Source organism: Chitinophaga vietnamensis, from assembly GCF_902167635.1.
Taxonomy (GTDB): Bacteria; Bacteroidota; Bacteroidia; order Chitinophagales; family Chitinophagaceae; genus Chitinophaga; species Chitinophaga vietnamensis.
On the sequence record NZ_CABHMS010000003.1, the window covers coordinates 332627 to 357846 of the forward strand.

A 25220-nucleotide genomic window follows, 5' to 3' on the forward strand; every position below is an offset into this window, starting at 1 on the left:
GGTTTTAATGTTGACTATATTCTATTTTGCCGTATTTGCCCTGGTGGAAATCCGTGTAGGCGGCAACGATCTCTTCGTGGGTATTCATTACAAAAGGGCCTTCGGCTACAATGGGCTCTGTGTAAGGCGCGCCGCCGAATACGATGATCTCCGCAGCGGCGCCGGAAGGATTTTTCAGTTCAATAGTGCCCTGCTGTGTATCGAGGAAAAGAAAGGCGCCATCACTGTACATCACATCATTGACGATAGTTGCGTGGGTGGGCAGGAAGATGGCATATTCAATACCTGCCTGGCCATGCAGCACAAATTCTTTTCCTGCTTCGAGATGAATATGATAGATGAACTGTTCGAGGTAGGAGGGGATTTTTGAGACCAGCTCCTCATAAGCGCCGGATACAACCTTTAACCAGCCTGCATTACCGGGTAAATTCTTTACGGGCATTTCATTCGCCTGTACAGGCAGGTAATCTGGTTTCTCTTTTTTATTTGCTGCCGGCAAGTTCACCCAGAACTGGAAGGCATGGGTGAGATGATCGCCGGTGTTGGGATCGGGGTTCATGGCTTCGTCGTGAATAACGCCGGTACCTGCTTTCATCCATTGGGCGCCGCCGGAATAAACGCGTGCATGATGGCCGTTGCTGTCGAAATGATCGGCTTCGCCATTGAGCACATATGTTAGCGTAGCAATTCCGCGATGCGGGTGCGCCCCGCTGCCGTTTACTACTTTGTGCGGCTCATCAGCGGCATGCAAAACAGGAGGCGCATAATCCAGGAAAACAAATGGACCTGCGGACCGTGCATAATGATTGGGAAATATACGGTAGATCTTGTACTCGCCTACATCGGCCCGGCGGCCCCGGGAGCTGAAGATGATGTTCTTTTTCATAGCATTTCTTTTTTTGAATTGACATTACAAAGATGCTATGATCAGGAGGCGGAAAACGATGATAAAAGCTATAAAAGCCTGTTGACATTTGTCAACAGGCTTTTATAGCTTTTATGATGGGAGATGATGAATATTTAGCGCTTACGCCTTACTCTACTGAGTGTTTCTTTGGTGATACCAAGATAGGAAGCGATCATATGTTGCGGAAACCGCTGCAAAAATTCCGGATAGGTTTTTTCCAGATCAGCATATCGTTGATCTGCCGGCAAACTGATGGCGGTCGCCTACCCACCAGTTTTCAATATGGAAACGGACAATATGTTCTATACCTTTGTTATCGACGGTATATTGCCGCATGGCTCCTTTTACGATAAACCCCATCTGTTTGCATACTTCGCCTTCCTGTAAAAAATACTGGCGCTTACGGATCCTGCGAGGCGTAAATATAGTTTTAACGATATCTATCTCGCTTTCCGAAAGCGGCGTTGACGTATGGGCATTGATATATTGAATAAGGGCGTCGTACATGTTTTTTTAAGTATGCTGTCGCTATTTTACAACAATTTCTATAAAAAAACAGTACAACCTTTTTTACCACTTGTAACTAATACCAAAAGACCAATAGAACTGATTGCTCAGTGGCTCCACCTTTACAGTGGATTCTTTTGTGGATAGTGTGGTGAGGGTCAGCACCGCGGGATGCAATGGCAGCGCATAAGTGGGCTCAAAAGAAAAAGTGAGCCGTTTATGAATGGTATAAGATATCGGTAAGCTGAACTCATAATCCAGTACGGTAAAATGGGAGGCATCGCTCATATCCGCTACCACCGTAGGCGGCTGACGTTGTTTTTTCTTCTTGCTCACTTTCACAACAGGGCTGAGACGGCGGTAGTTGTAGTAGTCGTCATAATAATGCTGTGTACCGGCATTGGCCGATACGCCGGGAATGATGCTCAAACGTTCCTTGAAGAGATCGAAAGGATGTTCCAGCGCAAATCTGACGGTGTAGTCGGTTTTTGATCCAAAATTAATATAGCCGTCTGCGTTAGCCGTCACAATGCCATTGAAATCATAGGCCGCGCTGGCATGCACGTCGCCATTTACTTCTGAGCGGATGTTATCACTCAGGTCGTTGTAGAAAAATTTGGAAGCGCTGATATCTCCGTCAAAATTGCCTTTGGTAAACATATACCCCGCGGTAAGTACGCCGGCATCTACGCGGGTGCCGTTATCCATTAACATGGAAGCGATGCCCTCTGCATATAAGCCCGATTTATGATAGTAGCCCAAGGTAGTGGACAGATACGGGATACGGGTAGCATCTTTTCTGCCCATATATACGTTGTCGCTCAGGTATTGCAAGCCAAGACTGAAATGCGATGGATGTATCTCCCTGGCTGTTATCGTTTGTTCATGACCGTTAGTTGGCAGTGAATCCCGCTGCTGCGCGAACATAGGTATTGCCGGCAGTAACAGAATACATAGAGATAGAACTTTCATGTGCTTTTACAGATTAAGAATGTATAGAGATGATAGACGCGTCTATCATCAAAAGGTTTAATCTGTAAATCGCTGTTGATGTTATTGGTGTGTTAATTAAAATGAGATTAGAAAGGCGTTAGTATCAATCTTCCTGTGCTCGCTCTTTTCTCCATATCATCATGCGCTTTTCCTGCCTGTGCCAGCGGATAGGCTGTTATGGCTACTTCCAGCTGCTTCGATTGTATCCATTGAATGATCTCATCGGCCCATTGTTTTCTTAGTGCCAAAGGCGTTGCATAAAGTCTGGAGCTGGTGATCGTCGTATTTGACATGATCACGCTTTGCAAGGTAACAGGGGAGGGCTGTCCTGAACTGTTGCCATATACGACCATCGTGCCGCCGCGCGATAATTGTGTGAGCAATGCTGAACCAATTGTTCCGCCAACGGATTCCAGTATCAGGTCTACACCGTTGTTGTTGGTGATGGCGCTTATTTGTTCCTGCCAGTCGTTTTGTGTATAAATGATCACATGTGTGGCGCCGAGGGATCGTATGTAGGGCGCTTTATCAAGGCTGCTGGTCAGGCCGATGATCATTGGAATGCCTTTTAATCTGGCTATCCGGACGGTGGAGGAGCCTACGCCGCCGGCGGCGGCGGTGATCAGCACAGATGCATAGCTTTTGGATGTATGCAAAAGATTTTGTGCTGTTAGATGCTGAATCATCATGCCTTGCCCCAATGGCAGGTCATCGGGCAGCACGGTCACTTCGCTTGCGGAGATAAGGGCGAACTGTGCATAGCCTGCATTGGAATAGCCGGTAACCCGCTGGCCGGGCCGAAGACCGGGCACATCGCTGCCAACGGTAGTGATCACGCCTTCTACTTCTCCGGGCATAAAGGCCGGGAATTGTTTCAGCACGGGGTGACTGCCTTTGCGAATGAGCGTGTCTACATAGTTTAATCCAACGGCTGCCACCCGGACCAGTACTTCATCGTTTTTGCAGTCGGGGATGGGAGTTTCGTGCATCGTTAATACGCTGGTATCGCCCGGATATGCTAATTGTATCGCTTGCATGTCTTGTTATTTTTTCTTTTGGCAATTTGCACATTCTTTCAGGTTCCATTGCTATGGGTTACCTTTAGGTAAGGGCGTGCATTAAAAGCACAGAAAACATTATGTCGGCAGATATTTGCAACAGCGGCAATATTGATTGGAAAGAAAGGTCCCTGGCCCTGAAAGATGCGATAGAGCTGCTCAGTGGCAAATGGCGTTTCAGCATCCTGAAAAACCTTGCGCATGGCGCATTACGCTTCACCGACCTGCAGGAGCGTTTGCAGATCAGTCCTAAAGTACTGACCCGCGAGTTGCAGGAATTGGAGCAAAACCTGTTGATCGTTCGCACGGTTAAAAATACGAAACCAGTGACGGTGGAATATGCCGTCACTACTTATGCGAAAGAGATAAGAGGGGTGATGGAAGCATTGATCATATTTGGAGAAAAGCACAGGAAGACGATCAAAGCGCAGATGAGGGCAGCCGCAGATCGCTAGCAGGAGATCAGCGGGCTGCCTGCGCATAGGCAACCTGCTGATCCTCAGGTTAATTGGAATAAGTGATCTGTAAGTAATTTCCCATTGCTGAGTTTTTCCCGATGCAGGAGAAAGGCGTGTTGAAATCAGCTACGGGAACGGCTACACGCCCTTCGCTGAAAGCATTTTTATCTACAAATATTCTCCAGTAAGTGTAGGGCGACAAGGCTTCCCAGCGGCCCATGCTCCAATCGAATTTCGAGCCGGAACCTACCCATTTGTCGGCCCCGCTATAGTTGTTGGACACATTTTCAAACGGGAAATGATAATTTGGTTTGCCATTGGGTTGTATCACGCTGGCAACGGGTTGTATGGCCATGTTACAGTTATATTTCATTTCTGTAATGGAATAATCCGCGTTATAGTTGGTCCAGCCAAACAGCACTTTCTTTTGTGAAGTGAAGAAAACCTGCATTCTATAGAAACAAAGATAGCCGTCTTTGTTGCCAAGTATCTGGTCGGAGATCGTGCCGTAATAAGGCTCGATATTGAAAGTTTCTACCAGCTCCAGCCAGAACTTGCGGTTGCTGCTGCTCCATTGATTGGTGGCGCGATAGGCTTCATAAGGCGCATTGGTAGTGCGGGCCATCTCCTGGTGGCTCCTGCCTTTATTGAAATTGATGACCGTAATATCGCTACCTGAGCGGGCATTGGTTGTATTACCGGCTTGCAGCAGCTCATCGGCGCTGGCAGTTTCGCTTTCATAGATACGGTCTTTACCATATCTCACCAGTTTCTTCCCGATCTTCACCATACCATCTTTGTTCAACAGGCTGTTGAAAAGCGCGGCGCCATTGATCAGGCGCAGGGTGCTGTCTTTCGTGTACTCGATTTGGCCTTCATACTTTTTCAGGAAGCGTTGGAACTGTTCCTGGTTGCCAAGTGCTGCAAATTCATTATTCGCCCGTTCGAAGAAAGTGTTGGCAGATTCAAAACCATAGCGACTTTGCAGGTCGGCCGCCGTGAGCTTGCCGGTAGCCATGTCATCTAATGTTTTAGAAAATTGCGCGGAATTGTTGAAGGCAAGATAACCATTTTCAACGCTTACTTCGGCTGGCTTCACGGCATTGCTGGTATCTGCCGTTACATCTTTTTTACAGGAACTTGCGCCCACAAAGGCGATGGCTATCAGTAGGGAAGATTTAAAAAAGTACTTTGACATAAATGCTGATTTTAGAATGAGGAATAACGTTGTTTGGGTCCGAAATGAGCCATGGAGGCGACGTGGAGGAGAAGCATAACATCATACAATTGTTTTTTTGGTGAATAGATACATGGCTGCTCCTGCAGGGTTCATGAAACCACAGTACAAAGAGGGAACAGGTATCCCCGGCAGCCAGGAAAACGGCTATCTGAACTATGAAGCAAGCAATAGCAAAAAGCTATCAGCTTATCAACAAGGGACTGAAGAAAATGAAAGGATGATACATTGAGCTGCGAATGGATAATAACATGGCGAATATAGGTTGTGTCTCAATCAGAGAGCGATTAACAATACGTTGTAAAAGTATTGAAAAATGTTCGAATGGAGATAGTCTAAATTATGCTCGATAAGATAATAAGGAATCCTGTCTAATAGATGATCGGGCATAAAAAAAGCGCCCTTTCAGGAGCGCCTTTTTATCAAACGATATTATTTATTGCTTTCGTTCTACCACATCAAAATTCACACTGCCTTTGGCGGCTACCTGGCCTTTATATGTCAGCGGCACTCTATCGCTGTTGCGGTTAACAGTGAATTGCTCATCGCTGACAGGTGGCGCTGGTGGCAGGTATTCATAGAAATCGCTGGATGCTTTGAATCTTGAATAGCTGACCTTCAGTTCTTGTGGACCAAAAGTTTCGCTTTGTGATGACAGCTTGGCCCAATCGTCGGCATTGAAGCTCACCGGTATGGAATGTGCGCCCAGTGCTACATACATGGTGTCGCCTTCGATGCGGTTTAATTTTACTAACATGCCATGATCGGCTCCTGCTGCATCGTCCCAGCGCGCTTTATAGATATCGCCGGGTTGCGGGTTGGCCAGCAGGGCGCGGTTATTGGCATCCCGGTGCCTTCTGCCGGCGCCGGCGAACCAGGCCACCGCGATCAGCAATAGGAAACACCAGCAGAGTGTCCAGGGATAAAGTAATTGCCATAAGCTGCGTTTATAGGTGCGCCTGATATCCGTAATGGCCGCGGCAATGGCAGGGGAGTACTGTTGCTTGGCAAATACAGATGCCTGTGGATTTTTGATCTCATGGGAACATAATCCGCAATGAACGCCAGTGCGTGTGCCCAATCCGAATACCGGCAATAATGCCGATATATACCGCGAATAAAGCGTTACCTGAACGCCGCCTTTTTTGCCGCATACAGGGCAAGGCTCGTCGGCCAGGACCTTTGATGTTAAAGGCTTTACAACAACCTGATAAAAAATTACCATAATGAAAATGATTGATTTGGATTAACAATTAATGATGATCTATCGATTGAAAAATAGTTCGCTTTAATTCCACCAGGTCATATTTGAGCAGGTCGGCCTCTGTCCATAACAGCGCCTGTTTTTTCCGGCATTGCTTCGCGAAGCGATCACGCTGGCCTGCATCGACTTTACTGATGTATTCATCGGGATTGGCAACGCCAATGAACAGGAACTTTTCATTGAACAGCCCGCCGGGCGCATCAAAGCAAGCTGTGATATCCGCCCATTTCACAACGCCGATTTCCCGGAAAGGCGCTTCTGTAAACGTGATACCCTCGCGCAACAAAGTAATAACAGGGCCGCTGTGTCGCAGCTGCCGCAGCTTTCTCGCCAACGTAATCAGCAAGCATATGATCGCAACAGGCATTATTACCAGGACGGCATAATAGATGCCTCCTTTGAAAAATCCCCTGCTACCGAATAGTCCCCAGCAAAACATGAGTAGAATGAGCGTATAGAGAATAATGGCAGTGCGGATAATTTTTTTGTTCTGGAAGATATAAATCGGATACATTGGTTAACATTGACAACCCGGCAAAAGTACATCTTGTAAATATAATATCCAATATCTCCCTAAGTATTTCTACTGAATTTAAACGGCGCATTTCATTATGTTGCCGTCAGTTGCTAATATTGTACTTTGTAACCCCCGATATGAGTACTTTGTTAACATCCCCGGCGCCCGCACAGCGGGCTACCAAGGCCGATGACAGCCCGTCTTCAAGGCCTGCTGCCAATACTGCACCCTTACATGTTGCCTGTAAACTGACTGTCGGCGCCATCAACGATCCCATGGAAGCCGAGGCCGATGCCATGGCCAACAAAGTGATGAACACTCCTTTCATCCAGCGGAAAGAGAACGGCGGAAATGCTACCGTGTCCGAAACCGCCAGCCGGCAGATACATGCTTCAAGCGGCAAAGGACAATCGATGGATGGCCATACGCAATCCTTCATGGAAAGCCGCTTTAATACCGACTTTAGCCAGGTCAGGATACATACCGATCATGAGTCGGCGCAGATGAATCGCGATTTACATGCACAGGCTTTTACTGTTGGCAACGACATCTATTTCAACAGCGGTAAATACGATCCGCAATCCGACAGCGGCAAACGCCTGCTGGCACATGAACTCACACATACCATACAACAAGGCGGCAGCACCTCCCTCATCCAGCGCTTTGCGGACGACGATCACCATGTAGTGGATGAAGCCGCCGCTGCCGGCATTTTCAGCGAAGAACAGCAGCGCAATGTAGAGAAAGGCAATACACGCCGCGATTACAGTCAAAGCCCTTTACCCATACTTAATGCCCTCTTCTTAGGACAGTACAACTTATTCGGAGGTTATAAAGATTATGAACACTTCGATAACTTCATTTGGGATAAAGAGAAAGAACGTTGGATCAGCAGGGTAGACTGGGACAAAACCTGGGACGATTACAGCAAGCAATGGGCGCCCAAACCCACGGCTGTGCCCAGGATAGGGCCGCCTAAAAAGACGCCGCTGCAATTTATCGAAGGAGAGCTGCTGGCAGCCGTGCAGGAAACGCCGCCATCCGCCGCCGGCTTCGAACGCATCGGCAATGCTTTTCATACGATGGAAGATTTCTTCGCGCATTCCAATTTCCTTGAGCTCACGCAAGGCGATTATTCCGCCGGACATGAGCTCTTCACCGGCTCTGTAGAACCAGGCGATAATACGGCCATCAACTCTATCCTCTCCAATGTTACCAGTGGAAGTGTGAGTGAACAATACCACGAGAAATTCCTGGCAGGACAAGCAACATTGCCTGCCACTGCGCATGCCAGGATAGCCAAGGATTACACCAGCAACAAAAATCATGAACTGGCCATGGTGCTGGCCGCACTGGTGGTGAATGAAACCGCGAAATCACTGAAAGATATATTCCAGATAAAAGATAAAGATGCCCGCATGGCTGCAGTGGGAGAGATCATGCAAAAACTCAGTCGTTATTTCCGGCCGCCATCAGATAAGGATAAATGGTGGGAAACATTGTTGCAGGGAGGCGGAAAAGCTATGCGGGAAAAGATCCGCGATATCCGCAACCGTACCATCGTTACACAAAACCAATGGGACTTTAGTCCCCTGCGTGGCCTGGAAGCCAACCGCCTCGGTGATGTACGCGCATTGGGCGCATTGTCGGTGCTGCCTGGCATCGTCGGTCTCGCGCTGCATGCGCCGGGAGCAGGGCTACCCATACCATCTCTCTCCGTACCGGTGGGCAGCGGCAATAAATCATTCCTGACACTCGGCGGCATGTTCCTCTTGCCCGGCGTGAACGATTTCGCCAATCAACCATTTATAGATACCCATCAGGCAAGGCTTTTGTCTGATATGCCAAGGCCGGTGCAACAAGAAAAGCCGCTGGGATTTACGGGTGCGTCTTTTGAAACGCGGTTTTAAATATTTTATTCCAGCCGTTTTATCCGCCGGGTATAGGTATAATCGCCGGTGATCTCTGCTTTATATTCCATTGCATCATCGAAGATGTAAGGATCGCGGTAATAGGTAGATACCGGCAGATAGCCCAATTCTATGCCACCGCCGCCACAGATGTTGCAGCCGCCGTCGCCGGATTTGAGGAATTGCTCGCTGTCCATCATGATCTCATAATGATAGGGATCATTGGCGATCACCAGGCCAAATTGATTGGGTGTGTCGAGATAGGGGACACTGTTGCTGTCCTCTGCCGTCATGAAATGATGATATTTCTGATCATGGTCGAAATGGTCGCCCCAGGGGAAAAGCGTGCGGGAGCCGCCACCACAGAGGTATTCCCATTCATCTTCCGTAGGTAGCCTGAAACCTTTACTGGTAAAGGATTGTATGATCTCTTCGTGAGAAGAGGGGAAATAGAGCAATGCGCGGATGGTGTCGCCGTCTTTTTCGAGACGGAAGCTGTTGTGTACCGTATACATATATTTTTCCCGTTCGGAAGATTGTACGGTGCGCAAAGCCTCTTCGAAATATTTGTCAGTCAGCAGGCGCGGATCATCCATAGCTGCCGGAAAGAAGCCGGTGCTCTGTACACAGCGCTCTACGATCATTGGGCCAATGGTGGCGGTGCGCAGGGGCGACATCCGTTCCAGGATATATTGATCCAACTCCGCTTCATTATTATTGAAGAAGCTGAGCAGGTTGATCTTGTTGTTTTCCGCTATGGACCAGCTGTTCAGCCCCAGGGTAACAGTATCGCCGGGAACGAATACAAATTCGCTGCCTTCATGATCCATTACGGCCGTGTAAGTATGCTGGTCAAATTTCCGGAATGTTTCAAAGCTTTTGATCGTAAAGCCAGGCAATTGCGTGGCCACCATATGTTGTAATAATTCCTGCGCAGCATCGTGCGATAGCGCGTTCCAGGTCTTGCGATCGTATATAGGCGTAGTATCCATCTCCTTTCAATTATCTGCTAAATTATGAATTTCCCGAATTGATGCTTAAATTACGGGCATAAACCGATGCTTAGATGAAACCTGGAAAAAATCTCCCCTCCGTAGTCACCATCTTCGGCGCAAAAGGGGATCTGACGAAAAGAAAGCTGATTCCGGCGCTTTACAACCTGTATACCGATAGCCAGTTACCACCCGGTTTCGCCATCGTGTGTGTGGACTTCCTCGCCGAGGAAGAAACGGCTTTCAAGAACGACCTGCTGGCAGGCGTGAATGAATTTAGCCGGAACGGACAAGCCAAGGAAGAGGAATGGAATGAGTTTGCAAAGCACATCAACTATTTGCAAGGCGATTTCATGAAGAAAGAAACGTTTGATAATCTGAAAACCAGGCTCGAAGCATTTGATGCGCAGAACAAGAAAGACAGCGTACACGTTTTTTATTTTGCTGTAGCCCCGCGTTTCATCGAGGTGATTGCAGATGCTTTATATGAACACGAACTCTGTGGCCGCGATGGGCTGGACCGCATCGTAGTGGAAAAACCTTTCGGTACCGACCTCGATACCGCCAAGAAGCTGAACCGCTTCCTGGGCAAGCGTTTCGCGGAAAAGCAGATCTACCGCATCGATCACTATCTCGGAAAGGAAGCGGTGCAGAACATCATGGCATTCCGTTTTGCCAACTATGTATTTGAACCTTTGTGGAACCGGAAATTCATCGATCATGTGCAGATCAGTGTGGCGGAAGAAGTGGGCGTAGGCAAGCGTGGCGGCTATTACGACGGCGCCGGCGCGCTGCGCGATATGGTGCAGAACCACCTTTTGCAGTTGCTGTGCATCATCGCGATGGAGCGCCCCGGCTTCTATGAATCAGAGCTGATCCGCGATGCCAAAGTGAAAGTATTGAAACATATCCGTCCTTATACTCCGCAACAGGTGCTGAAGAATGTGATCAGGGGCCAGTATACCGCGGGGAACGTGCACGGAACGCCGCGCCCGGCCTATCGCAAAGAGGAGCAGGTGCAGGCAGCGTCCAATACCGAAACATTTGTGGCAGCTCGTCTCTTCATCGACAATGAACGCTGGAAAGGCGTGCCTTTCTTTCTCCGCACCGGTAAATCCTTGCCGGTACAATCTTCCGTCATCACCATACAATTTAAAGATTCACCGCACAAGATATTCAAAGATGATATCACGCCAAACCGCCTGGTGATCAGCATTCAGCCGGAACTGGAGATCAGCCTGTTGTTTGAAGCCAAAGTGCCCGGCCTGAAGATGAAACTGAAACCAGTGGAAATGGATTTCACCTACCAGGACTCCTACACCGAAACGATCCCCGAAGCATACGAAGCATTATTACTCGATGTGCTGGATGGGAATCCTACCTTGTTCATGCGTGCCGACCAGGTAGAAGCCGCCTGGAAAGTGGTGATGCCGATCCTCGATACCTGGAAAAAATATCCCGCTAAAGAGCTGCATCTCTATAAAGCCGGCACCTGGGGCCCATCCGCCGCCACCGAGCTGTTGAAGCCATACGCCAAGGATTGGTTCCGCCTCGCCGCCCGCGGAGAAAGCATAAAATAATTTAGGGATTTAGGGATTTTTTGATTTTCGGATTTAGAATAAATCAAGCAATCAAAAAATCCCTAAATCCATAAATCTCTAAATCCGTAAATTCCAAATCCGAAAATCCGAAAATCCCTAAATCCGTAAATTATTAAGCAATTGTTACTAATGCGGGCATGATAAAATGATTACATGAGAATAACTATCTTCATGTTCTGCAAAAGTAAATCACATGACCCTGTTAGAGCAACTGTCTGATAAGATCGCCGGCATCTTATATTTCAGCGAATCCGAGTACCCACTTACCATTGAGCAATGGGGACCTTTGCCGGCAACCGAAGTAGCGCACAAGATCGCCGCCATTCACAACGTTGACCAGCATGTAGTTAAACCCGTAGACGCCAGCGAGTTTTTTGCCCAGATAGAAAGAAGCGCCGATCCTAACGACACACCGATCGTAGAAAATGCACAACGATTCAAGGCATTGCACCAGTTCTTAAACGACCATCTGGCCAGCATCCAGGTACACCGCGTGGAAAACGGGACCACCATCCCCGTGTATATCACCGGTAACCAGCCCGAAGGCGCTTGCATTGCCCTCGCTACCACAGCGATAGAATCATAAGCCCGCCAGCACTTATTTATTGAAACCTATAAAATCCAGATTATGAAAAAATTCCTCCGGCAATGCTTTGTCATTTGCCTTGGCGGTCTGTTATTCAGCGCCTGTAAAAAAGAAACTGATATACGCCCGCAAACCGGGAACACCCCACGGAAAGCCGCAACTGAAGCTGTTACCCTGCTCACCGAAGATTTTGAATCAGGCTCCAAAACAGCCTATGCTATTGGCTCTGTAAGCCTCGCCAGCGGCTCCTGGACCTTCGACGACGCCCTGATCGGCACACTCGCCAACGACCTGAAAAATGGCAGCAAGTCTGTACGTATCCGTAACACCGGATCTATCACCACCGACTTCAACATCACCGGCGGCACCGGCAACATTACAGTTACCGTAAGCCACGGAACCTATGGCGCCGATGCGCCCAGCAACTGGCAATTGTGGACCTCTGCCGATAACGGCTCTACCTGGGCACAACAGGGCAGCACCGTTACCACCGGCAGCACCTTGCAAACCGCTACCTTCTCCTTCCCGGCGATCGCCAGCATGCGCATCTCCATCCGTAAAACTTCCGGCGGTACCAACAGGATCAATATTGATGATATCAAGATCAGCAGCGCCGATACTACCGGCGGCGGCAATCCCGGTGGCGGTGGCCCCGTTCCCGGCGATGACGACAATATGCTGATGGGTAACCCCAGCGGCGCCGTAGCCGATGTGAACTATCCGCTCAACTATCTGATGGCAAAAACATACTACACATTATCGTATAACCGTGACCGTGGTACTCCCAATTGGGTGAGCTGGCATGTACAGGCATCTGACCTGGGCTCACTGTCACGCAGCAACGATTTCCGCGCCGATAATACCCTGCCCGCCGGCTGGTACCAGGTACAGAATACCAGCTATACCGGTTCCGGCTTCGATCGCGGCCACAATTGCCCTTCAGGCGACAGAACCTCGGACGCTACCGCCAACTCCGCCACTTTCCTCATGACCAACATGATGCCGCAGGCGCCTAATAACAACCGCAATACCTGGGCTAACCTCGAAAACTACACCCGTACCCTCGTAAACAGCGGTAATGAAGTATATGTGATCTGTGGTTCATACGGACAAGGCGGCACCGGCTCTCTCGGCGGCGTAACCACCACCATCGACAATGGCAACGTAACCGTTCCTTCCAACATCTGGAAAGTGATCGTAGTGCTGCCTGATGGCAATAACGACTTGAGCAGGGTCAATGGCAGCACCCGTGTGATCGCCGTGAATACGCCCAATGATAACAGCATCAATTCCGACTGGACACAATATAAAGTTACCGTTCGCGATATCGAAAGCGCTACCGGTTACAACCTGCTCTCGAACCTGCGCCCCTCGCTGCAAGACAGCCTCGAAACCAGGATCGATCCCTGATCGTCTTTTCTATCGCTACATAGGCATACATGTACGGCCCGCTCTCAGAGCGGGCCTTTTGTTTTTATTTATATTTGTCAGAAAATCAGGATAATGATCTCTACCCGCCACCTGGTATTTATGGAAGTAGCGCACCAGAAGAGCTTTTCAAGGGCCAGCCAGGTGCTGTTTATCTCGCAGCCGGCGGTCAGCACGCATGTAAAAGGACTGGAAGAACATTACAAAACCAAGCTGTTCGAGCGCAAAGGTTTGCAGATAGAGCTGACAGAAGCCGGGCGACTGCTGTATAACCGCCTGCTTACGATGCAGCATATCCAGCAGGAAACGGAGTTTGATATCTCCGTAATGCACGACAAACAACAGGCTACCGGTATCCTCAATCTCGGCGCCAGCACCACTGCCGCATTGTATATCCTGCCCAAAGTAATGTCGGCCTTTCACCGGGAATATCCGCTGGTGGATATTTCGCTGCTGAACCGCAACAGCGAGATCGTACTACAGGCATTGCTCGACAAGGAAATCAATATCGGGGTGACGGAAGAACGCGGGAAGCTCACCAATATCACCTACCAACCTTTCCTGAAAGACCAGATAGTGGCGGTTTGCAGCCGTCATAACCCGCTGGCGAAACGGAAAAATTATGCATTGAAAGATATCTTGCAGATGGAGCTGGCCATCCGCGAGCGGGGCAGCGGCACATTGGAAGCATTGAAGAACGGCCTTCAGAAAAGCCGTATACGCCTCAATGACCTGCAGATAAAAGTGCGACTAGGCGGCACCGAAGCGCTCAAAAACTTCTTGCTCGAATCTGGTTGTGTAGGGTTTTTGTCGACCCGCTCCATCGCCAAAGAGCTGCAGCAGGGCGAGTTGGCGGTGCTTCACTTCGAGGGGCTGCGTATTGAACGCAGTTTCTACTTCATCCAACGCAAAGGGGAAACGAGCGATCTCAATAAAAGGTTTATCAGGATGGCAAAATCTATTTATAATCTGAAATTATAGACTATAAGATTTTTATATAGCTTTTGTTATGAGTTGGGGCTTACATTTGATCTTCTTAATCTGCTAATATGAACATACTTTTTTATTACGAAGAATTGTTTGATGCGGCGATAGACAGGATGAACCGAATGGTAAGTCTGCCGGTGAATTTCAGGAACAGCCTGATGATCACCACAGAGGACATTGACCTGGTGGCACAGCGTCTTTTTGATTCGCTTGGCGCTGTGTTATGCCCGCAAGCGGCCGCGGAACTGGCTGGCATGGGCAAGCTGATAGAAATGGACCTGCCTGACAATGAATAAGACACCCACTTTGCCATAAAGCCCGTAAGCCGCGCCGGTCGCGGCTTTTTTGTTGCGAACAGACCGCCTATCTTTACCGTATGAAGCAGAACAAATACGACGATCCCGCTTTCTTTCTCCGCTACAGCCAGATGCCACGTTCCGTGGAGGGGCTCCGTGCCGCCGGCGAATGGCCTGTTTTCCGCAATATGCTGCCTTCCCTCGAAAACAAAAATGTGCTCGACCTGGGCTGCGGCTTCGGCTGGCATTGCCGCTATGCACGGGAGATGCGGGCGAAGCAGGTGACAGGCGTAGATATTTCTGAGAAGATGATCGAACATGCCCGCCAGTATACGCATGATCCTGCCATCAGGTACCTGGTGCAGCCTATTGAAGATATCCGCTTTCCTGCCGGCGCCTTCGATGTGGTGATCAGCTCCCTGGCCCTGCATTACATCGAAAACCTGCAAACTGTTTTCCAGCAGGTGTTTCATAGCCTTGCGCCGGGAGGCGCCTTTGTGTTTTCTGTTGAACATCCTGTCTTCACTGCGTTGGCAACGCAGGACTGGCATCACGATGCGGAAGGTAAGCGCCTGCACTGGCCGCTGGACAATTACCAGCAGGAGGGTATCCGCCACACGAATTTTCTTGGCAGTGAGGTGATCAAATATCACCGCACTATTGCCACCTTCATGAATACGCTGATCCGTACCGGTTTCCGTATCACCCGTGTGGAAGAGCCACAGCCGGATGCGGCAACGCTGGCGCAATATCCTGAAATGAAAGATGAAGCAAGGCGGCCGATATTTTTACTGATAGCAGCGGTGAAAGAAGGGGAGCGGGTATAAATTTCGTATAGCTGGCGCCGTTAGTCCTGTTTGCGTGCGCCCAGCCAGCTGCGGCCTGCGGCCAGGTGGTTGATGGCGTCGGCCATGCGCTGGATGCGGGCATCTGTTACGTTGATTTCCATCAACCATTGCATACATTTCTCTTGTTCTGCTTTGGGCATCGCCTCAAATGCCCGCAGGGCGGCCGGTTCGTCCCGGAGGCATTCCATGAAATCATCGGGTAGCACATCTGCTGTGGCCTGGCCGGCAGGATACAATACCAGCCTTACGCGGTCCCCGGCCTGCTTGCCGATCTGTTTGCGGATAGCGGCTTTTACCGGCAGCATCAGCACACCTTTTTTAAAAGGCATCAGGCTGCAAGGCGCCAGCTCATAGCTGTCGATGCTGCCATACACTTTACGCCAGCCGAAATGATTACGCATATCTTTCGGCACTTCGGGCAAACTGATGTAAGTCCAGCCGCCTTTGCCTTCAAAGCGTTCCAGCAATACTTCCTTATCAATGAGTGGAGCAGTTCCCATCAACCCAAATGTAGGATTTTCGAATTTATTGATTTACGGATTTATTGATTTATGGATTTATGGATTTACGGATTTACGGATTTATGGATTTAATTAGAGCGAGGATGAACAATATTGCCATCTCCGCTCTAATTAAATCCATAAATCCGTAAATCCATAAATCCATAAATCAATAAATCCGTAAATCCATAAATCCATAAATCAATAAATCCGTAAATCAATAAATCCGTAAATCTTACCCGGCGGTTCCTGTGAATGTCACTACGCTGTATGGCGGAACGACTACTACGAAGCTGCCATTGGATTGCGGAGCGATGGTGGCGCTTTGCCAGTGTGTGCTGGAGGCGTCGGAGGTGAGGTAGGAGCTGAGGTTGCCGGAGGCGGTGAAGCCGGAAAGGTTGATACGGCTATGTGTTTCGTTGGCGCCGGGGTTGATCACTACTACGCTGAATTTGCCGCTTACGGGGTCTTTGTAGGCAGATACTTTCAGGGTGGAGTTGCTTGCCAGGGCGGCGTTGAAATGATAGTAGCCCTGATGTACGAAGCGGGAGTACTGGCCCATTACGTCGTACATTTTGGGATAGTCCAGCGTACCGTCGGAATTGGTGCAGATGAGGGATTCGTTGTTGCGGATGGCCAGCATACCGAGCCAGTACACATAGGCGTTCACGTTACATTCGGCGAGGAACTTGTGCATGTTGGTGGCCAGTTTGAGGCCGCCGGTCATGGTGTTATCGTAGGTGCCGCTATCGTCGGAGGCTTCGGTCATCCATACGGGGCGGTTGCCGGTGGCATAGTTCCAGGTCACCTGGCTTTGATTGAGGCCGCGTTTGCCGAGAATGAGGTCGCCGATCTCAACATAGCCATGGCCTGCAAGGATATCGACATTGCTTTTATCCATGCTGGAGAGGAAGTTGTTGGCGGTGCCCCAGGCAGCATTTTCAGAGGCGATGATTTTCACGCCACTGAGGCCTTTGCTGTTGAGGGCCGGGCGGAGGTTATTGGTGATGAACTGGCCGAGGTGCGTAGCATCCCAGTAGGAGGAGGCCCAGTCGGAGAATACGTTCTCCGGCTCGTTTGCGGGCGATACGCCGTAGAAGTTGATGCCTTCGGTCTGATATGCCTGGGTGAATCCGGCGATATAGTTAGCGAAGTCGGTGGAGCAGCAATTGAAGTTGAGACCATTGAAATTTTTGGCGCTCACCTGGCTGGTGTTGGTTTTCATGTACAGTGGCGGTGTCCAGGCGCTGGCGAACATGAGCGGTACCTGGTAGCGTTCTTTTACTTTTTTCAGTATCCAGAGTTGCGCCAGTTGTGCTTTCTGATCGGCGTTGAGGGCCTGGTAGGCGGCGCTGTTCACATCTGTGGTTACATCGGTGCCGGCGGGTTTGATGGTGACAGTGCCGGTAGATTTGTCGAACGGATAGGTGTACATGATCTCGCCGCGGATGATGTTGAGCTGCAGGCCATCGCTGCCCCAGAGCTGTTTCATGATGCTGTCGCGCTGGTTCGATTCAAAGAAAGGAGTGGCGCGGCCGGCAAAGGCGCCGAAGCCTTCGATGCGTTGGTACACGGTGCCCCAGTTCAGGGTGATGTTGGCGGTATCGATCGTTACCGCGGCTGCGGTGGCGCCGGCTGCCAGTTGGCTGGCATTGGCTTTCAGGGCCTCGCTTTGCAGGTTCTTGGAGCAGCTGCTGGCCAGCATCGCTGCCAATACCGGAAAACAAAAGGATGTCAGGTTTTTTTTCATTGCGTCTCGATGTTGATAGGTGAAATGATTATAGAAACTAGAATACAATACATGGCCAGCTGAATTTTCATTCAGTAAAACGGGATAATGTGATCATTGGAATTGTACTACCGGGCTTCACAGCAACGTGGCATCAAAACAGGATTTGTTCACTCGTAATTCTCGCTACTGTCCAAAAATAAGTGATCTCTTCATTACAAAAAATTACACTGATACTATTCGAACTACATTTTTTCAGATTTAACAGAGAATGATTAAAAAAGATCACCCGCTATTTTTTATTGGCAGATAAAAATATCTTCCTATATTTACGTAACTAGTTACGTAATTGTATGAACTTATTTGAAACCATCGGCAAAATGGCCATCGGCAGCAGGTTGCGCCTGCTCACCGACAAGATCACCGAAGACGCCGAACAGATATACGAAATGTACGGCGTAGCACTCAAACCCAAATGGTGGCCTGTATTTTATGTGCTCTCCGGAGGAGAAGCCAAAACCGTGACCGAAATCGCCACAGAGATCGGGCACTCGCATGTATCGGCGAGCAAGATCATCCGGGAGATGGCGACGCAGGGACTGGTAAAAGAAAAGAAAGATAAAACCGACGGGCGGCGTAATATGGTCAGCCTCTCTGCCAAAGGCAAAGAGATCACCGGCAAGATACAGCATCAATACACCGACGTGAACAGCGCCATCGAAGAGCTGATGGCCTCCGCGCGGCACGACCTCTGGCAGGCCATCGGCGAGTGGGAGTTCCTGCTGGAACAGAAGTCGCTGCTGCGCCGCGTACAGGAGCAACGCAAGCTGCGGGAAAGCCAGGAGGTGCAGATCGTAGACTACAAGCCGAAATACAAACAGGCCTTCCGCGATCTCAACGAAGAGTGGATCTCCAAATGGTTCAAGATGGAGCCTTCAGATTACAAAGCATTGGATAATCCGAAAAGCTATATCATCGATGGCGGCGGCCACATCGCTGTAGCGCTCTACAATAATGAGCCAGTGGGCGTTTGCGCGCTCATCAAAATGAAAGATCCGGAATACGATTATGAACTGGCGAAGATGGCCGTGGCGCCAGGCATGCGCGGCAAAAACATCGGCTGGCTGCTGGGCAATGCCATCATAGAGAAGGCACGCGCGCTCGGCGCCCGCAATATCTATCTCGAAAGCAATACCATGCTGAAACAAGCCATCAGCCTGTATCACAAGCTAGGCTTCCAAAAAGTGGCCGGCCGCAAAACGCCATACGAACGCTGCAACATACAGATGGCGCTTATATTATAGTAAAGCGAAGGTTGTCTTGCTCAGATTATACTGATTGATTACCAGGATTTTTATCAGATTAATAAAGATATGGATTCGCGAAGATGACATCGAATTGATCTTCGCGAATCCTTTTTAATCTTTATTAATCTGATAAAAACCTGGTAATCCTTTCAATCAGAAATCCTGAGCAAGACAACCTTCGCTACATCTTCTCAAACAACACCTGCCCCCAGGTAACGCCTTTAAAAGGATCTTTGCCATCAGGCCTCAATAGCTGGCCCTTGTCGTCGCATTCAAAATAAGTGTGGTAGGTGCCGTTGTTGTCGGCTTCGGCAAAAGCGCCTTCCCGGTAAAGGAATCTTCCAGGACTCTCGCCATTCAATAAGGTAATCCGGTTGCGGATAATTGCCGCACGGATCGTTTCCCGCGGCGCCGTATTGTTCTTGCGATAAAACTTCATCTCCACATCACTCCCCTTGATCGTAATAACATAAGAGGTAGCCTCCCCATCAATGAACCTTTTGGTGCCGGAAAAGAATGCCGCGGCACTGGAATCTGCGGTGGATAAGGTTTTCGGCGACTGCGCATGCAGGGATAGCTGCATCGTCACCAGCAGGAACAGTAACAGTTGCTTCATATAGGATGATTTGGAGTACAATTATAGTAAATATTTTTATAATATATTAACGGGGATGGAAGATATTTTTCATTCATTTACTGATAGCTTATTCACCCTCACTCACAGCCCTGATGAATTAGCATTATCTTCCACAACACAAACTGATACTATGCGATATCTTTTCTTATCCGTCGTGATGATGGTAAGCTTCCACGTTCATGCACAACATTTTCAGCTCTGGTATCATCAACCTGCCAGCGCTACAGCGCCCGATAACGGCAATGCCTGGAAAGATGATACAGCCTGGCTACAGGCACTACCCCTGGGTAACAGCAACATTGGTGCCATGGTGTTCGGCGATGTGAACCAGGAAAGGGTACAACTCAATGAAAAGACCCTCTGGAGCGGCAGTCAGGCCGATAACGACAACCCCCAGGCGCCACAATACCTAACGCAGATCCGTCAATTATTATTTGAAGGCAAGTTCAAAGAAGCTACGGAGCTCACCAACAAAACACAGGTATGCAAAGGCGCCGGCTCCGGACAGGGTAACGGCGCCAATGTGCCTTTCGGCTGCTATCAAACCCTGGGCGACCTGCGGCTCGACTTCCATCAACAGCACGGCTATACGAATTACCGCCGTGCCCTGCATCTCGACAGCGCCCTCGTTACAGTGTCCTACGAACAGGAAGGCGTTACCTATACCCGGGAATATTTCACCAGCGCGCCCGCCAACGCGCTCGTCATCCGTATCACCGCCAGCCGCAAAGGCGCCATCAGCTTAGATGCCACGCTCGACCGCCCCGAACGTTTCACCACTGAAACGGCTAACAACGAACTCGTAATGAGCGGACATCTTCACAACGGTAAAGGAGGAGACGGCATCGGCTACATGGCCCGCCTCAAAGCACGCAGCACCGGCGGCACACAATCGTATAACCGTAACCGTTTGTCCGTGCAGCATGCCGACGAAGTGATTCTCTATCTCACGGCGTCTACCAGCTACCTGCCGGTATATCCTTCGTATAGTGGCCGCCGTTATGAACAACTTACCGCTGATGGCCTGAAGAAGGCCATGGCAAAGACTTACAAACAACTCAAACAGGAACACATCGCCGATTATCAGCGTTATTATAACCGCGTGTCCTTACAGTTAGGGGAGATGGAGGGAGACGATACACCGACCGACATACGCCTGCGCCAGATGAAAACATCCGGCAATGATAACTACCTTACGGCCCTCTATTTTCAATACGGCCGTTACCTGCTGATCTCTTCCGGCCGTGAAGGCACGCTGCCGGCCAATTTGCAGGGTATCTGGGCCAACAAGATACAGACCGCCTGGAATGGCGACTACCATACCAACATCAACATACAGATGAACTACTGGCTCGCGGAGAACACCAATCTTGGCGAAATGCATTTGTCGCTCACAGATTTCATCCGCGGCATCGAGCAGCCGGCCACACGTTCGGCATCTGTGCAGTTCGGCGCCCATGGCTGGTGTGTGAACCCCATCGTGAATGTATGGGGCTTTACCTCTCCGGGCGAGCATCCTTCCTGGGGCCTCACCTCCGGCGCCAGCGGCTGGATATGCCAGCATCTGTGGGAGCACTATGCTTTCACACTCGATAAAAAATATCTGCAAACAGTATATCCTGTTTTAAAACATGCTGCCCTCTTTTATATGGACTGGCTCGTGAAAGATCCCGTAAGTGGCCAGCTGGTATCCGGTCCGGCCTCTTCACCGGAGAATGGCTTTATCGCACCGGATAGCAGTCATGGCAGCATCAGCATGGGACCGGCACACGATCAGGAGATCATCGCAGAATTATTTGGCAATGTCCTGAAAGCCGCTGCCATCCTGCAAGACAAAGACCCTGTGCTGCAAAAGATCGCAGCAGCCAGCGGGCAATTGTTGCAACCGAAGATCGGTGAAGACGGCCGCATCATGGAGTGGGCGCAGCCTTTCCGCGAAACCGATCCCGGCCACCGGCATATGTCGCACCTCTATGCCTTATATCCCGGCTATGCCTTCAACGAGGCCAGCACGCCGGCTTTTGTGGCTGCTGCGCGTAAATCGCTCGAATATCGCCTCTCTCACGGTGGCGGCTATACGGGATGGAGCGCCGCCTGGGTCACCAACCTCTGGGCCCGCCTGAAGAACGGCGATAAAGCCCTGCAAGCCTTCAACACCATCCTACACAACAAATCGGCCGACAACCTCTTTGATCTGCACCCGCCATTCCAGATCGATGGCAATTTCGGCGCCGCTGCCGGCATCGCGGAAATGCTGCTGCAGAGCCACGAAGGACATATCACCCTTTTACCCGCCCTGCCTGCCTCCTGGCCCAACGGCAGCGTCAAAGGCCTCTGCGCCCGCGGCGGCTACATCATCGACCTCGAATGGCGCAACGGCCATTTACAGCAAGCTCGCATCCACTCCACCAAAGGCGGCCGCTGCGAGATAGTATACGGCCAAAAAACAACCACATTGCAAACCACTCCCGGCAGCACGCGAATGTTGTCTTACTCAGGATTATAAAGATTGAAAGGATTAGCAGGATTTTTTTTACAGGATTAATAAAGATTTTCTTGATTTAATGCGAAGATCAACGAGGTTCCAGCCCTTGAAGCGCTCAAAGCGCTTCAAGGGCTTCTTCGCTTAAATCCGCTACCATTGATCTTCGCATTAAATCAAGAAAATCTTTATTAATCCTGTAAAAAAAATCCTGTTAATCCTTTCAATCTTTATAATCCTGAGTAAGACAACATTCGCGTAACTTCGCTTTAAATCTTCGCTTATGCTCAAGCAAACTAAGGCATTCAGCAGTTTTTCTTCCAATGATATTCCGGCAGCGGCAAAATTCTATGCGGATATATTGGGGCTGGATGTAACGGAAACTAATGGGCTGCTCAAACTGCATATTGCCGGTGGTAACGATATCGTAGTATATCCGAAACCGAATCATGTGCCGGCAACGCATACTGTACTCAATTTTCCTGTAAGGGATATTGAGCAGACAGTAGATGAGCTGCATGCCAGAGGCATACAGTTCCAGCAGTATGAAGGGCCTTTGAAAACAGACGAGAAAGGCATCTTTCGTGGCGCTGGCCCGCTGATCGCGTGGTTCACTGATCCGGCCGGGAATATCTTGTCGGTGATACAGGAATAATTATCTTTTTATCTTCGCGCTGTGAACGATTTCTTTCAAACGCTGCAACAGATCATGCCCCTGTCGGAAGAGAGCAGGGACGCGCTTTCACAGGTACTGCAATATCGCGAAGAGAAAAAAGGCGTCATCCTCCAAAGGGCGGATGCGGTGTGCAGTCATGTGTTCTATATTGAAAAAGGATTAGCCCGCACCTATTATCTTAAAGATGGAAAAGATGTGACGGACTGGATCTCTACCGAGAAAAATTTTTCTACCTCCATACTCAGTTTTATCACCCGGCAACCTGATAGAAGAACGATCGAACTATTGGAAGACAGTATCCTCTGGGGCCTTTACTACTACGACCTCGAACAGCTTTATAAAAAATATCATGAGATAGAACGCTTCGGTCGCCTGCTGGTAAGCAATGGGCTGATACAGGTACAGCAACGTTTTGACGACCTCCATTTCGCCACTGCGGCAGAACGATATAAAAAATTGATGGATACCAATCCCACCATCATACAAAGAGTGCCCCTGGGCATGATTGCGTCTTACCTCGGTATCACGCCGGAAACGCTGAGCCGTATCCGTGCGCAACACAGTTTTTGATAAATGTCAAAGGACGGCGTGCAGCGCCTTCGCAACTTTGTGAAAAATCAAGGTTATGAATACTATACTGTGGGTACTGCAAGTGCTGCTCGCCGCTACCTTCCTCTATTCCGGCGTGATGAAAGCCACACAAAGAAAGGAATACCTGATGACTATCGGGCAAACCGGCGCGGCCTATTTAAGTTACCCGGCGCTGCGTATGCTGGCCGTGGCAGAGATACTCGGCGCTGCCGGTATCATATTACCCTGGGCCTTGCACATCGCGCCGGTGCTTACTCCTATCTCGGCCCTGTGCTTTGCCCTGATCATGGCGCCGGCGTCAAGAATACACTACAGGAGAGGGGAGTATAAGTCCGTTGCCTTTAATATCTTTCTGTTTGTGATCAGCATTTTTGTGGCCGTGCAAAGGTGGTGATAAACAGGTGTTCCCTTGAGACCTTGAAAGCGTCTCAGGGGAATACATATTACGAAACCGATTTCGTTGGCCTGCATGGCCGGATGGCAAGACTTTCCATCATCTGCCTACTGCAAAAAAGCAATAATTTTTTTTCTTTCTTCCATGTGAAATACTAATTTGGCGACAGCTGGTTCCACGTATCTTTTCGTCTTACAAAGAAATTAATTTTCGCATGGCATTCTTTCAGATGCTCTACCAGGAGGTGATCTCTTTTCTGGGTATAGAACAACTGCTGGAGATGTACAAGACGGGTAACTATCAGTCGTTGCTGACGCTGAAAGGCGTGCTGGCTGCGGTTTCTCCGGTGATACCTTTTCTCTTGCTGATAGAAGTGGTGCGGGCCCTGGTATATAAACGGTTTAAGATAGAAGATTATCGTATCCCTTTCTTCATCTTTATTGCAAACCGTTTTATATCGAGATTTATTTCTATTGCCGCCATTGCCTTTTGCATTGGCCTGTTTGAAAAATATAGTTTGCTGAAGACGGCTTTTACCTGGTACTGGCTGATCTATGGCTATATCGTGTGGGAACTGGCGCACTTTGTTTATCATTTCCTGGCGCATAAGGTGCGGATATTATGGTGTTTGCACGCTACCCATCATGCGCCGCAAGCCATGAACCTTTCTGTTACTTATGCACACTTTTTCCTTGAAGGACCCTATGCAGACGTGATCCGGACGAGTATCTGCATACTGGCAGGCGTGAATCCGCCCTTGCTGTTCTTTATTATGTTTATTGACGGTACCTGGGGAGCATTTATTCACGTAGGTGAAAACATACTCCCTGATGGCAGGATGGGATTCCTGCAAAAGTATATCCTTACACCCTCGTATCATCGTGTACATCATGCGCGTAATCCGCTTTATATGGATACGAATTTTTGCAACCTGCTCAATATATGGGATCGTGTATTTGGCACTTATCAACCAGAAAAAAAAGAATTGGAAATTGAGTATGGTATTTCCCGCGAGATGAACCCCGGTAATTTCTGGGATGTTTATTTCGGCGAAATCTATTGCCTGTGGCGGGATGTAGCCCAAGCTCCCGGCATCAGGAATAAACTGCTCTATATCATTATGCCACCGGGATGGCGTCACACAGGCGCGCATAAAACTGCACGCAAGGCAAAACAGGAATACCTGGAATCCGCCACAGCAAAGACTATCACAAATCGTTAATGTTAAGATAATAATCTGATAACACGATCCGCTATTAATTCAACAGCACCATTTTTAGTTTTACAGCGTAATTGTCGCGCATGTATCCATTTG

General features: G+C 49.3%; 26 protein-coding genes. 15 read left to right on the plus strand and 11 right to left on the minus strand.

Translation table 11 applies throughout. The features are described from left to right. Positions 1 to 4: 4 nt before the first annotated feature. The 4 genes from FPG75_RS09460 to FPG75_RS09475 all read right to left on the minus strand — a co-directional run bounded on the left by FPG75_RS09460 (position 5) and on the right by FPG75_RS09475 (position 3444). Entirely contained in the window at positions 5 to 886 is an 882-nt protein-coding gene (locus FPG75_RS09460; RefSeq protein ID WP_143306541.1) for a pirin family protein, read from the minus strand. A gap of 243 nt (positions 887 to 1129) precedes the next feature. After that, a complete protein-coding gene (locus FPG75_RS09465) occupies positions 1130 to 1414 on the minus strand; it encodes a Crp/Fnr family transcriptional regulator (RefSeq protein ID WP_201747921.1) in 285 nt (94 codons plus the stop codon). A gap of 63 nt (positions 1415 to 1477) precedes the next feature. Continuing rightward, on the minus strand, positions 1478 to 2386 hold the full coding sequence (locus tag FPG75_RS09470; protein WP_143306542.1) for a hypothetical protein: 909 nt from the start codon (positions 2384 to 2386) through the stop codon (positions 1478 to 1480). Positions 2387 to 2493: 107 nt separating this feature from the next. Continuing rightward, positions 2494 to 3444 carry a quinone oxidoreductase family protein gene (locus FPG75_RS09475; RefSeq protein WP_143306543.1) on the minus strand — a complete coding sequence of 317 codons (951 nt, stop codon included), beginning with the start codon at positions 3442 to 3444 and terminating at the stop codon, positions 2494 to 2496. 101 nt (positions 3445 to 3545) lie between these two features. Here FPG75_RS09475 and FPG75_RS09480 point away from each other — a divergent pair, with 101 nt between their 5' ends. Continuing rightward, entirely contained in the window at positions 3546 to 3920 is a 375-nt protein-coding gene (locus FPG75_RS09480) for a winged helix-turn-helix transcriptional regulator (protein ID WP_143306544.1), read from the plus strand. Positions 3921 to 3969: 49 nt separating this feature from the next. Here the strand turns inward: FPG75_RS09480 and FPG75_RS09485 are convergent, their stop codons facing one another. Continuing rightward, entirely contained in the window at positions 3970 to 5121 is a 1152-nt protein-coding gene (locus tag FPG75_RS09485; protein ID WP_143306545.1) for a hypothetical protein, read from the minus strand. A 100-nt stretch (positions 5122 to 5221) separates the two neighbouring features. Here FPG75_RS09485 and FPG75_RS26005 point away from each other — a divergent pair, with 100 nt between their 5' ends. Next, complete coding sequence (locus FPG75_RS26005) at positions 5222 to 5392, plus strand: hypothetical protein (RefSeq protein ID WP_161596738.1); 171 nt, start codon at positions 5222 to 5224, stop codon at positions 5390 to 5392. A 204-nt stretch (positions 5393 to 5596) separates the two neighbouring features. Here the strand turns inward: FPG75_RS26005 and FPG75_RS09490 are convergent, their stop codons facing one another. Together FPG75_RS09490 and FPG75_RS09495 are read right to left on the minus strand one after the other, a co-directional pair. Then, positions 5597 to 6385 (minus strand): hypothetical protein, encoded by a 789-nt coding sequence (locus tag FPG75_RS09490; RefSeq protein ID WP_143306546.1) that lies wholly within the window; start codon positions 6383 to 6385, stop codon positions 5597 to 5599. Positions 6386 to 6413: 28 nt separating this feature from the next. Beyond that, positions 6414 to 6938: a hypothetical protein gene (locus FPG75_RS09495; RefSeq protein WP_143306547.1), complete on the minus strand. Its 525-nt coding sequence runs from the start codon at positions 6936 to 6938 to the stop codon at positions 6414 to 6416. Between the two features lie 140 nt (positions 6939 to 7078). Between FPG75_RS09495 and FPG75_RS09500 the strand changes: the two genes are divergently transcribed. Further along, positions 7079 to 8851 carry an eCIS core domain-containing protein gene (locus tag FPG75_RS09500; protein WP_143306548.1) on the plus strand — a complete coding sequence of 591 codons (1773 nt, stop codon included), beginning with the start codon at positions 7079 to 7081 and terminating at the stop codon, positions 8849 to 8851. Between the two features lie 5 nt (positions 8852 to 8856). Here FPG75_RS09500 and FPG75_RS09505 read toward each other — a convergent pair whose 3' ends face one another. After that, complete coding sequence (locus FPG75_RS09505; RefSeq protein ID WP_143306549.1) at positions 8857 to 9843, minus strand: SUMF1/EgtB/PvdO family nonheme iron enzyme; 987 nt, start codon at positions 9841 to 9843, stop codon at positions 8857 to 8859. A gap of 74 nt (positions 9844 to 9917) precedes the next feature. Here FPG75_RS09505 and zwf point away from each other — a divergent pair, with 74 nt between their 5' ends. The 6 genes from zwf to FPG75_RS09535 all read left to right on the plus strand — a co-directional run bounded on the left by zwf (position 9918) and on the right by FPG75_RS09535 (position 15568). Continuing rightward, positions 9918 to 11423, plus strand: coding sequence for a glucose-6-phosphate dehydrogenase (gene zwf / locus FPG75_RS09510; protein ID WP_143306550.1), 1506 nt, complete (start codon positions 9918 to 9920; stop codon positions 11421 to 11423). Positions 11424 to 11637: 214 nt separating this feature from the next. Next, complete coding sequence (locus FPG75_RS09515; protein WP_143306551.1) at positions 11638 to 12030, plus strand: nuclease A inhibitor family protein; 393 nt, start codon at positions 11638 to 11640, stop codon at positions 12028 to 12030. Positions 12031 to 12072: 42 nt separating this feature from the next. Continuing rightward, positions 12073 to 13440, plus strand: a complete 1368-nt coding sequence (locus tag FPG75_RS09520) for a DNA/RNA non-specific endonuclease (protein WP_143306552.1) — start codon at positions 12073 to 12075, stop codon at positions 13438 to 13440. A gap of 93 nt (positions 13441 to 13533) precedes the next feature. Further along, on the plus strand, positions 13534 to 14439 hold the full coding sequence (locus FPG75_RS09525) for a LysR family transcriptional regulator (protein ID WP_143306553.1): 906 nt from the start codon (positions 13534 to 13536) through the stop codon (positions 14437 to 14439). Positions 14440 to 14507: 68 nt separating this feature from the next. After that, positions 14508 to 14741: a hypothetical protein gene (locus FPG75_RS09530; RefSeq protein ID WP_143306554.1), complete on the plus strand. Its 234-nt coding sequence runs from the start codon at positions 14508 to 14510 to the stop codon at positions 14739 to 14741. A gap of 80 nt (positions 14742 to 14821) precedes the next feature. Continuing rightward, positions 14822 to 15568 carry a class I SAM-dependent methyltransferase gene (locus FPG75_RS09535; protein ID WP_143306555.1) on the plus strand — a complete coding sequence of 249 codons (747 nt, stop codon included), beginning with the start codon at positions 14822 to 14824 and terminating at the stop codon, positions 15566 to 15568. Between the two features lie 20 nt (positions 15569 to 15588). On the opposite strand, the gene FPG75_RS09540 is transcribed toward FPG75_RS09535, so the two are convergent. Together FPG75_RS09540 and FPG75_RS09545 are read right to left on the minus strand one after the other, a co-directional pair. Continuing rightward, positions 15589 to 16089: a YdeI/OmpD-associated family protein gene (locus tag FPG75_RS09540; RefSeq protein WP_143306556.1), complete on the minus strand. Its 501-nt coding sequence runs from the start codon at positions 16087 to 16089 to the stop codon at positions 15589 to 15591. Between the two features lie 235 nt (positions 16090 to 16324). Then, the gene (locus tag FPG75_RS09545; RefSeq protein WP_201747923.1) at positions 16325 to 17839 is read right to left on the minus strand and encodes a glycoside hydrolase; all 1515 of its coding nucleotides are present in this window, start codon (positions 17837 to 17839) and stop codon (positions 16325 to 16327) included. 332 nt (positions 17840 to 18171) lie between these two features. On the opposite strand from FPG75_RS09545, the gene FPG75_RS09550 reads away from it, so the two are divergent. Further along, the gene (locus FPG75_RS09550; RefSeq protein WP_143306557.1) at positions 18172 to 19122 is read left to right on the plus strand and encodes a bifunctional helix-turn-helix transcriptional regulator/GNAT family N-acetyltransferase; all 951 of its coding nucleotides are present in this window, start codon (positions 18172 to 18174) and stop codon (positions 19120 to 19122) included. A 184-nt stretch (positions 19123 to 19306) separates the two neighbouring features. Here the strand turns inward: FPG75_RS09550 and FPG75_RS09555 are convergent, their stop codons facing one another. Further along, entirely contained in the window at positions 19307 to 19741 is a 435-nt protein-coding gene (locus tag FPG75_RS09555; protein ID WP_143306558.1) for a hypothetical protein, read from the minus strand. 151 nt (positions 19742 to 19892) lie between these two features. On the opposite strand from FPG75_RS09555, the gene FPG75_RS09560 reads away from it, so the two are divergent. The 5 genes from FPG75_RS09560 (at position 19893) to FPG75_RS09580 (ending at position 25127) form a co-directional block, all read left to right on the plus strand. Next, positions 19893 to 22268, plus strand: a complete 2376-nt coding sequence (locus tag FPG75_RS09560; RefSeq protein WP_161596739.1) for a glycoside hydrolase family 95 protein — start codon at positions 19893 to 19895, stop codon at positions 22266 to 22268. Between the two features lie 259 nt (positions 22269 to 22527). Then, positions 22528 to 22899, plus strand: a complete 372-nt coding sequence (locus tag FPG75_RS09565; protein WP_143306560.1) for a VOC family protein — start codon at positions 22528 to 22530, stop codon at positions 22897 to 22899. 21 nt (positions 22900 to 22920) lie between these two features. Then, entirely contained in the window at positions 22921 to 23490 is a 570-nt protein-coding gene (locus tag FPG75_RS09570; RefSeq protein ID WP_143306561.1) for a Crp/Fnr family transcriptional regulator, read from the plus strand. A gap of 55 nt (positions 23491 to 23545) precedes the next feature. Then, positions 23546 to 23905: a DoxX family protein gene (locus tag FPG75_RS09575; RefSeq protein ID WP_143306562.1), complete on the plus strand. Its 360-nt coding sequence runs from the start codon at positions 23546 to 23548 to the stop codon at positions 23903 to 23905. A gap of 214 nt (positions 23906 to 24119) precedes the next feature. Then, complete coding sequence (locus FPG75_RS09580) at positions 24120 to 25127, plus strand: sterol desaturase family protein (protein WP_143306563.1); 1008 nt, start codon at positions 24120 to 24122, stop codon at positions 25125 to 25127. The last annotated feature ends 93 nt before the right edge of the window (positions 25128 to 25220 follow it).

Coding starts and splice junctions, on each gene's coding strand:
- FPG75_RS09460 (WP_143306541.1), bottom strand. CDS start 886: ATGAAAAAGAACATCATCTTCAGCTCCCGGGGCCGCCGGGCCGATGTA.
- FPG75_RS09465 (WP_201747921.1), bottom strand. CDS start 1,414: ATGTACGACGCCCTTATTCAATATATCAATGCCCATACGTCAACGCCG.
- FPG75_RS09470 (WP_143306542.1), bottom strand. CDS start 2,386: ATGAAAGTTCTATCTCTATGTATTCTGTTACTGCCGGCAATACCTATG.
- FPG75_RS09475 (WP_143306543.1), bottom strand. CDS start 3,444: ATGCAAGCGATACAATTAGCATATCCGGGCGATACCAGCGTATTAACG.
- FPG75_RS09480 (WP_143306544.1), top strand. CDS start 3,546: ATGTCGGCAGATATTTGCAACAGCGGCAATATTGATTGGAAAGAAAGG.
- FPG75_RS09485 (WP_143306545.1), bottom strand. CDS start 5,121: ATGTCAAAGTACTTTTTTAAATCTTCCCTACTGATAGCCATCGCCTTT.
- FPG75_RS09490 (WP_143306546.1), bottom strand. CDS start 6,385: ATGGTAATTTTTTATCAGGTTGTTGTAAAGCCTTTAACATCAAAGGTC.
- FPG75_RS09495 (WP_143306547.1), bottom strand. CDS start 6,938: ATGTATCCGATTTATATCTTCCAGAACAAAAAAATTATCCGCACTGCC.
- FPG75_RS09500 (WP_143306548.1), top strand. CDS start 7,079: ATGAGTACTTTGTTAACATCCCCGGCGCCCGCACAGCGGGCTACCAAG.
- FPG75_RS09505 (WP_143306549.1), bottom strand. CDS start 9,843: ATGGATACTACGCCTATATACGATCGCAAGACCTGGAACGCGCTATCG.
- zwf (WP_143306550.1), top strand. CDS start 9,918: ATGAAACCTGGAAAAAATCTCCCCTCCGTAGTCACCATCTTCGGCGCA.
- FPG75_RS09515 (WP_143306551.1), top strand. CDS start 11,638: ATGACCCTGTTAGAGCAACTGTCTGATAAGATCGCCGGCATCTTATAT.
- FPG75_RS09520 (WP_143306552.1), top strand. CDS start 12,073: ATGAAAAAATTCCTCCGGCAATGCTTTGTCATTTGCCTTGGCGGTCTG.
- FPG75_RS09525 (WP_143306553.1), top strand. CDS start 13,534: ATGATCTCTACCCGCCACCTGGTATTTATGGAAGTAGCGCACCAGAAG.
- FPG75_RS09530 (WP_143306554.1), top strand. CDS start 14,508: ATGAACATACTTTTTTATTACGAAGAATTGTTTGATGCGGCGATAGAC.
- FPG75_RS09535 (WP_143306555.1), top strand. CDS start 14,822: ATGAAGCAGAACAAATACGACGATCCCGCTTTCTTTCTCCGCTACAGC.
- FPG75_RS09540 (WP_143306556.1), bottom strand. CDS start 16,089: ATGGGAACTGCTCCACTCATTGATAAGGAAGTATTGCTGGAACGCTTT.
- FPG75_RS09545 (WP_201747923.1), bottom strand. CDS start 17,839: ATGAAAAAAAACCTGACATCCTTTTGTTTTCCGGTATTGGCAGCGATG.
- FPG75_RS09550 (WP_143306557.1), top strand. CDS start 18,172: ATGAACTTATTTGAAACCATCGGCAAAATGGCCATCGGCAGCAGGTTG.
- FPG75_RS09555 (WP_143306558.1), bottom strand. CDS start 19,741: ATGAAGCAACTGTTACTGTTCCTGCTGGTGACGATGCAGCTATCCCTG.
- FPG75_RS09560 (WP_161596739.1), top strand. CDS start 19,893: ATGCGATATCTTTTCTTATCCGTCGTGATGATGGTAAGCTTCCACGTT.
- FPG75_RS09565 (WP_143306560.1), top strand. CDS start 22,528: ATGCTCAAGCAAACTAAGGCATTCAGCAGTTTTTCTTCCAATGATATT.
- FPG75_RS09575 (WP_143306562.1), top strand. CDS start 23,546: ATGAATACTATACTGTGGGTACTGCAAGTGCTGCTCGCCGCTACCTTC.
- FPG75_RS09580 (WP_143306563.1), top strand. CDS start 24,120: ATGGCATTCTTTCAGATGCTCTACCAGGAGGTGATCTCTTTTCTGGGT.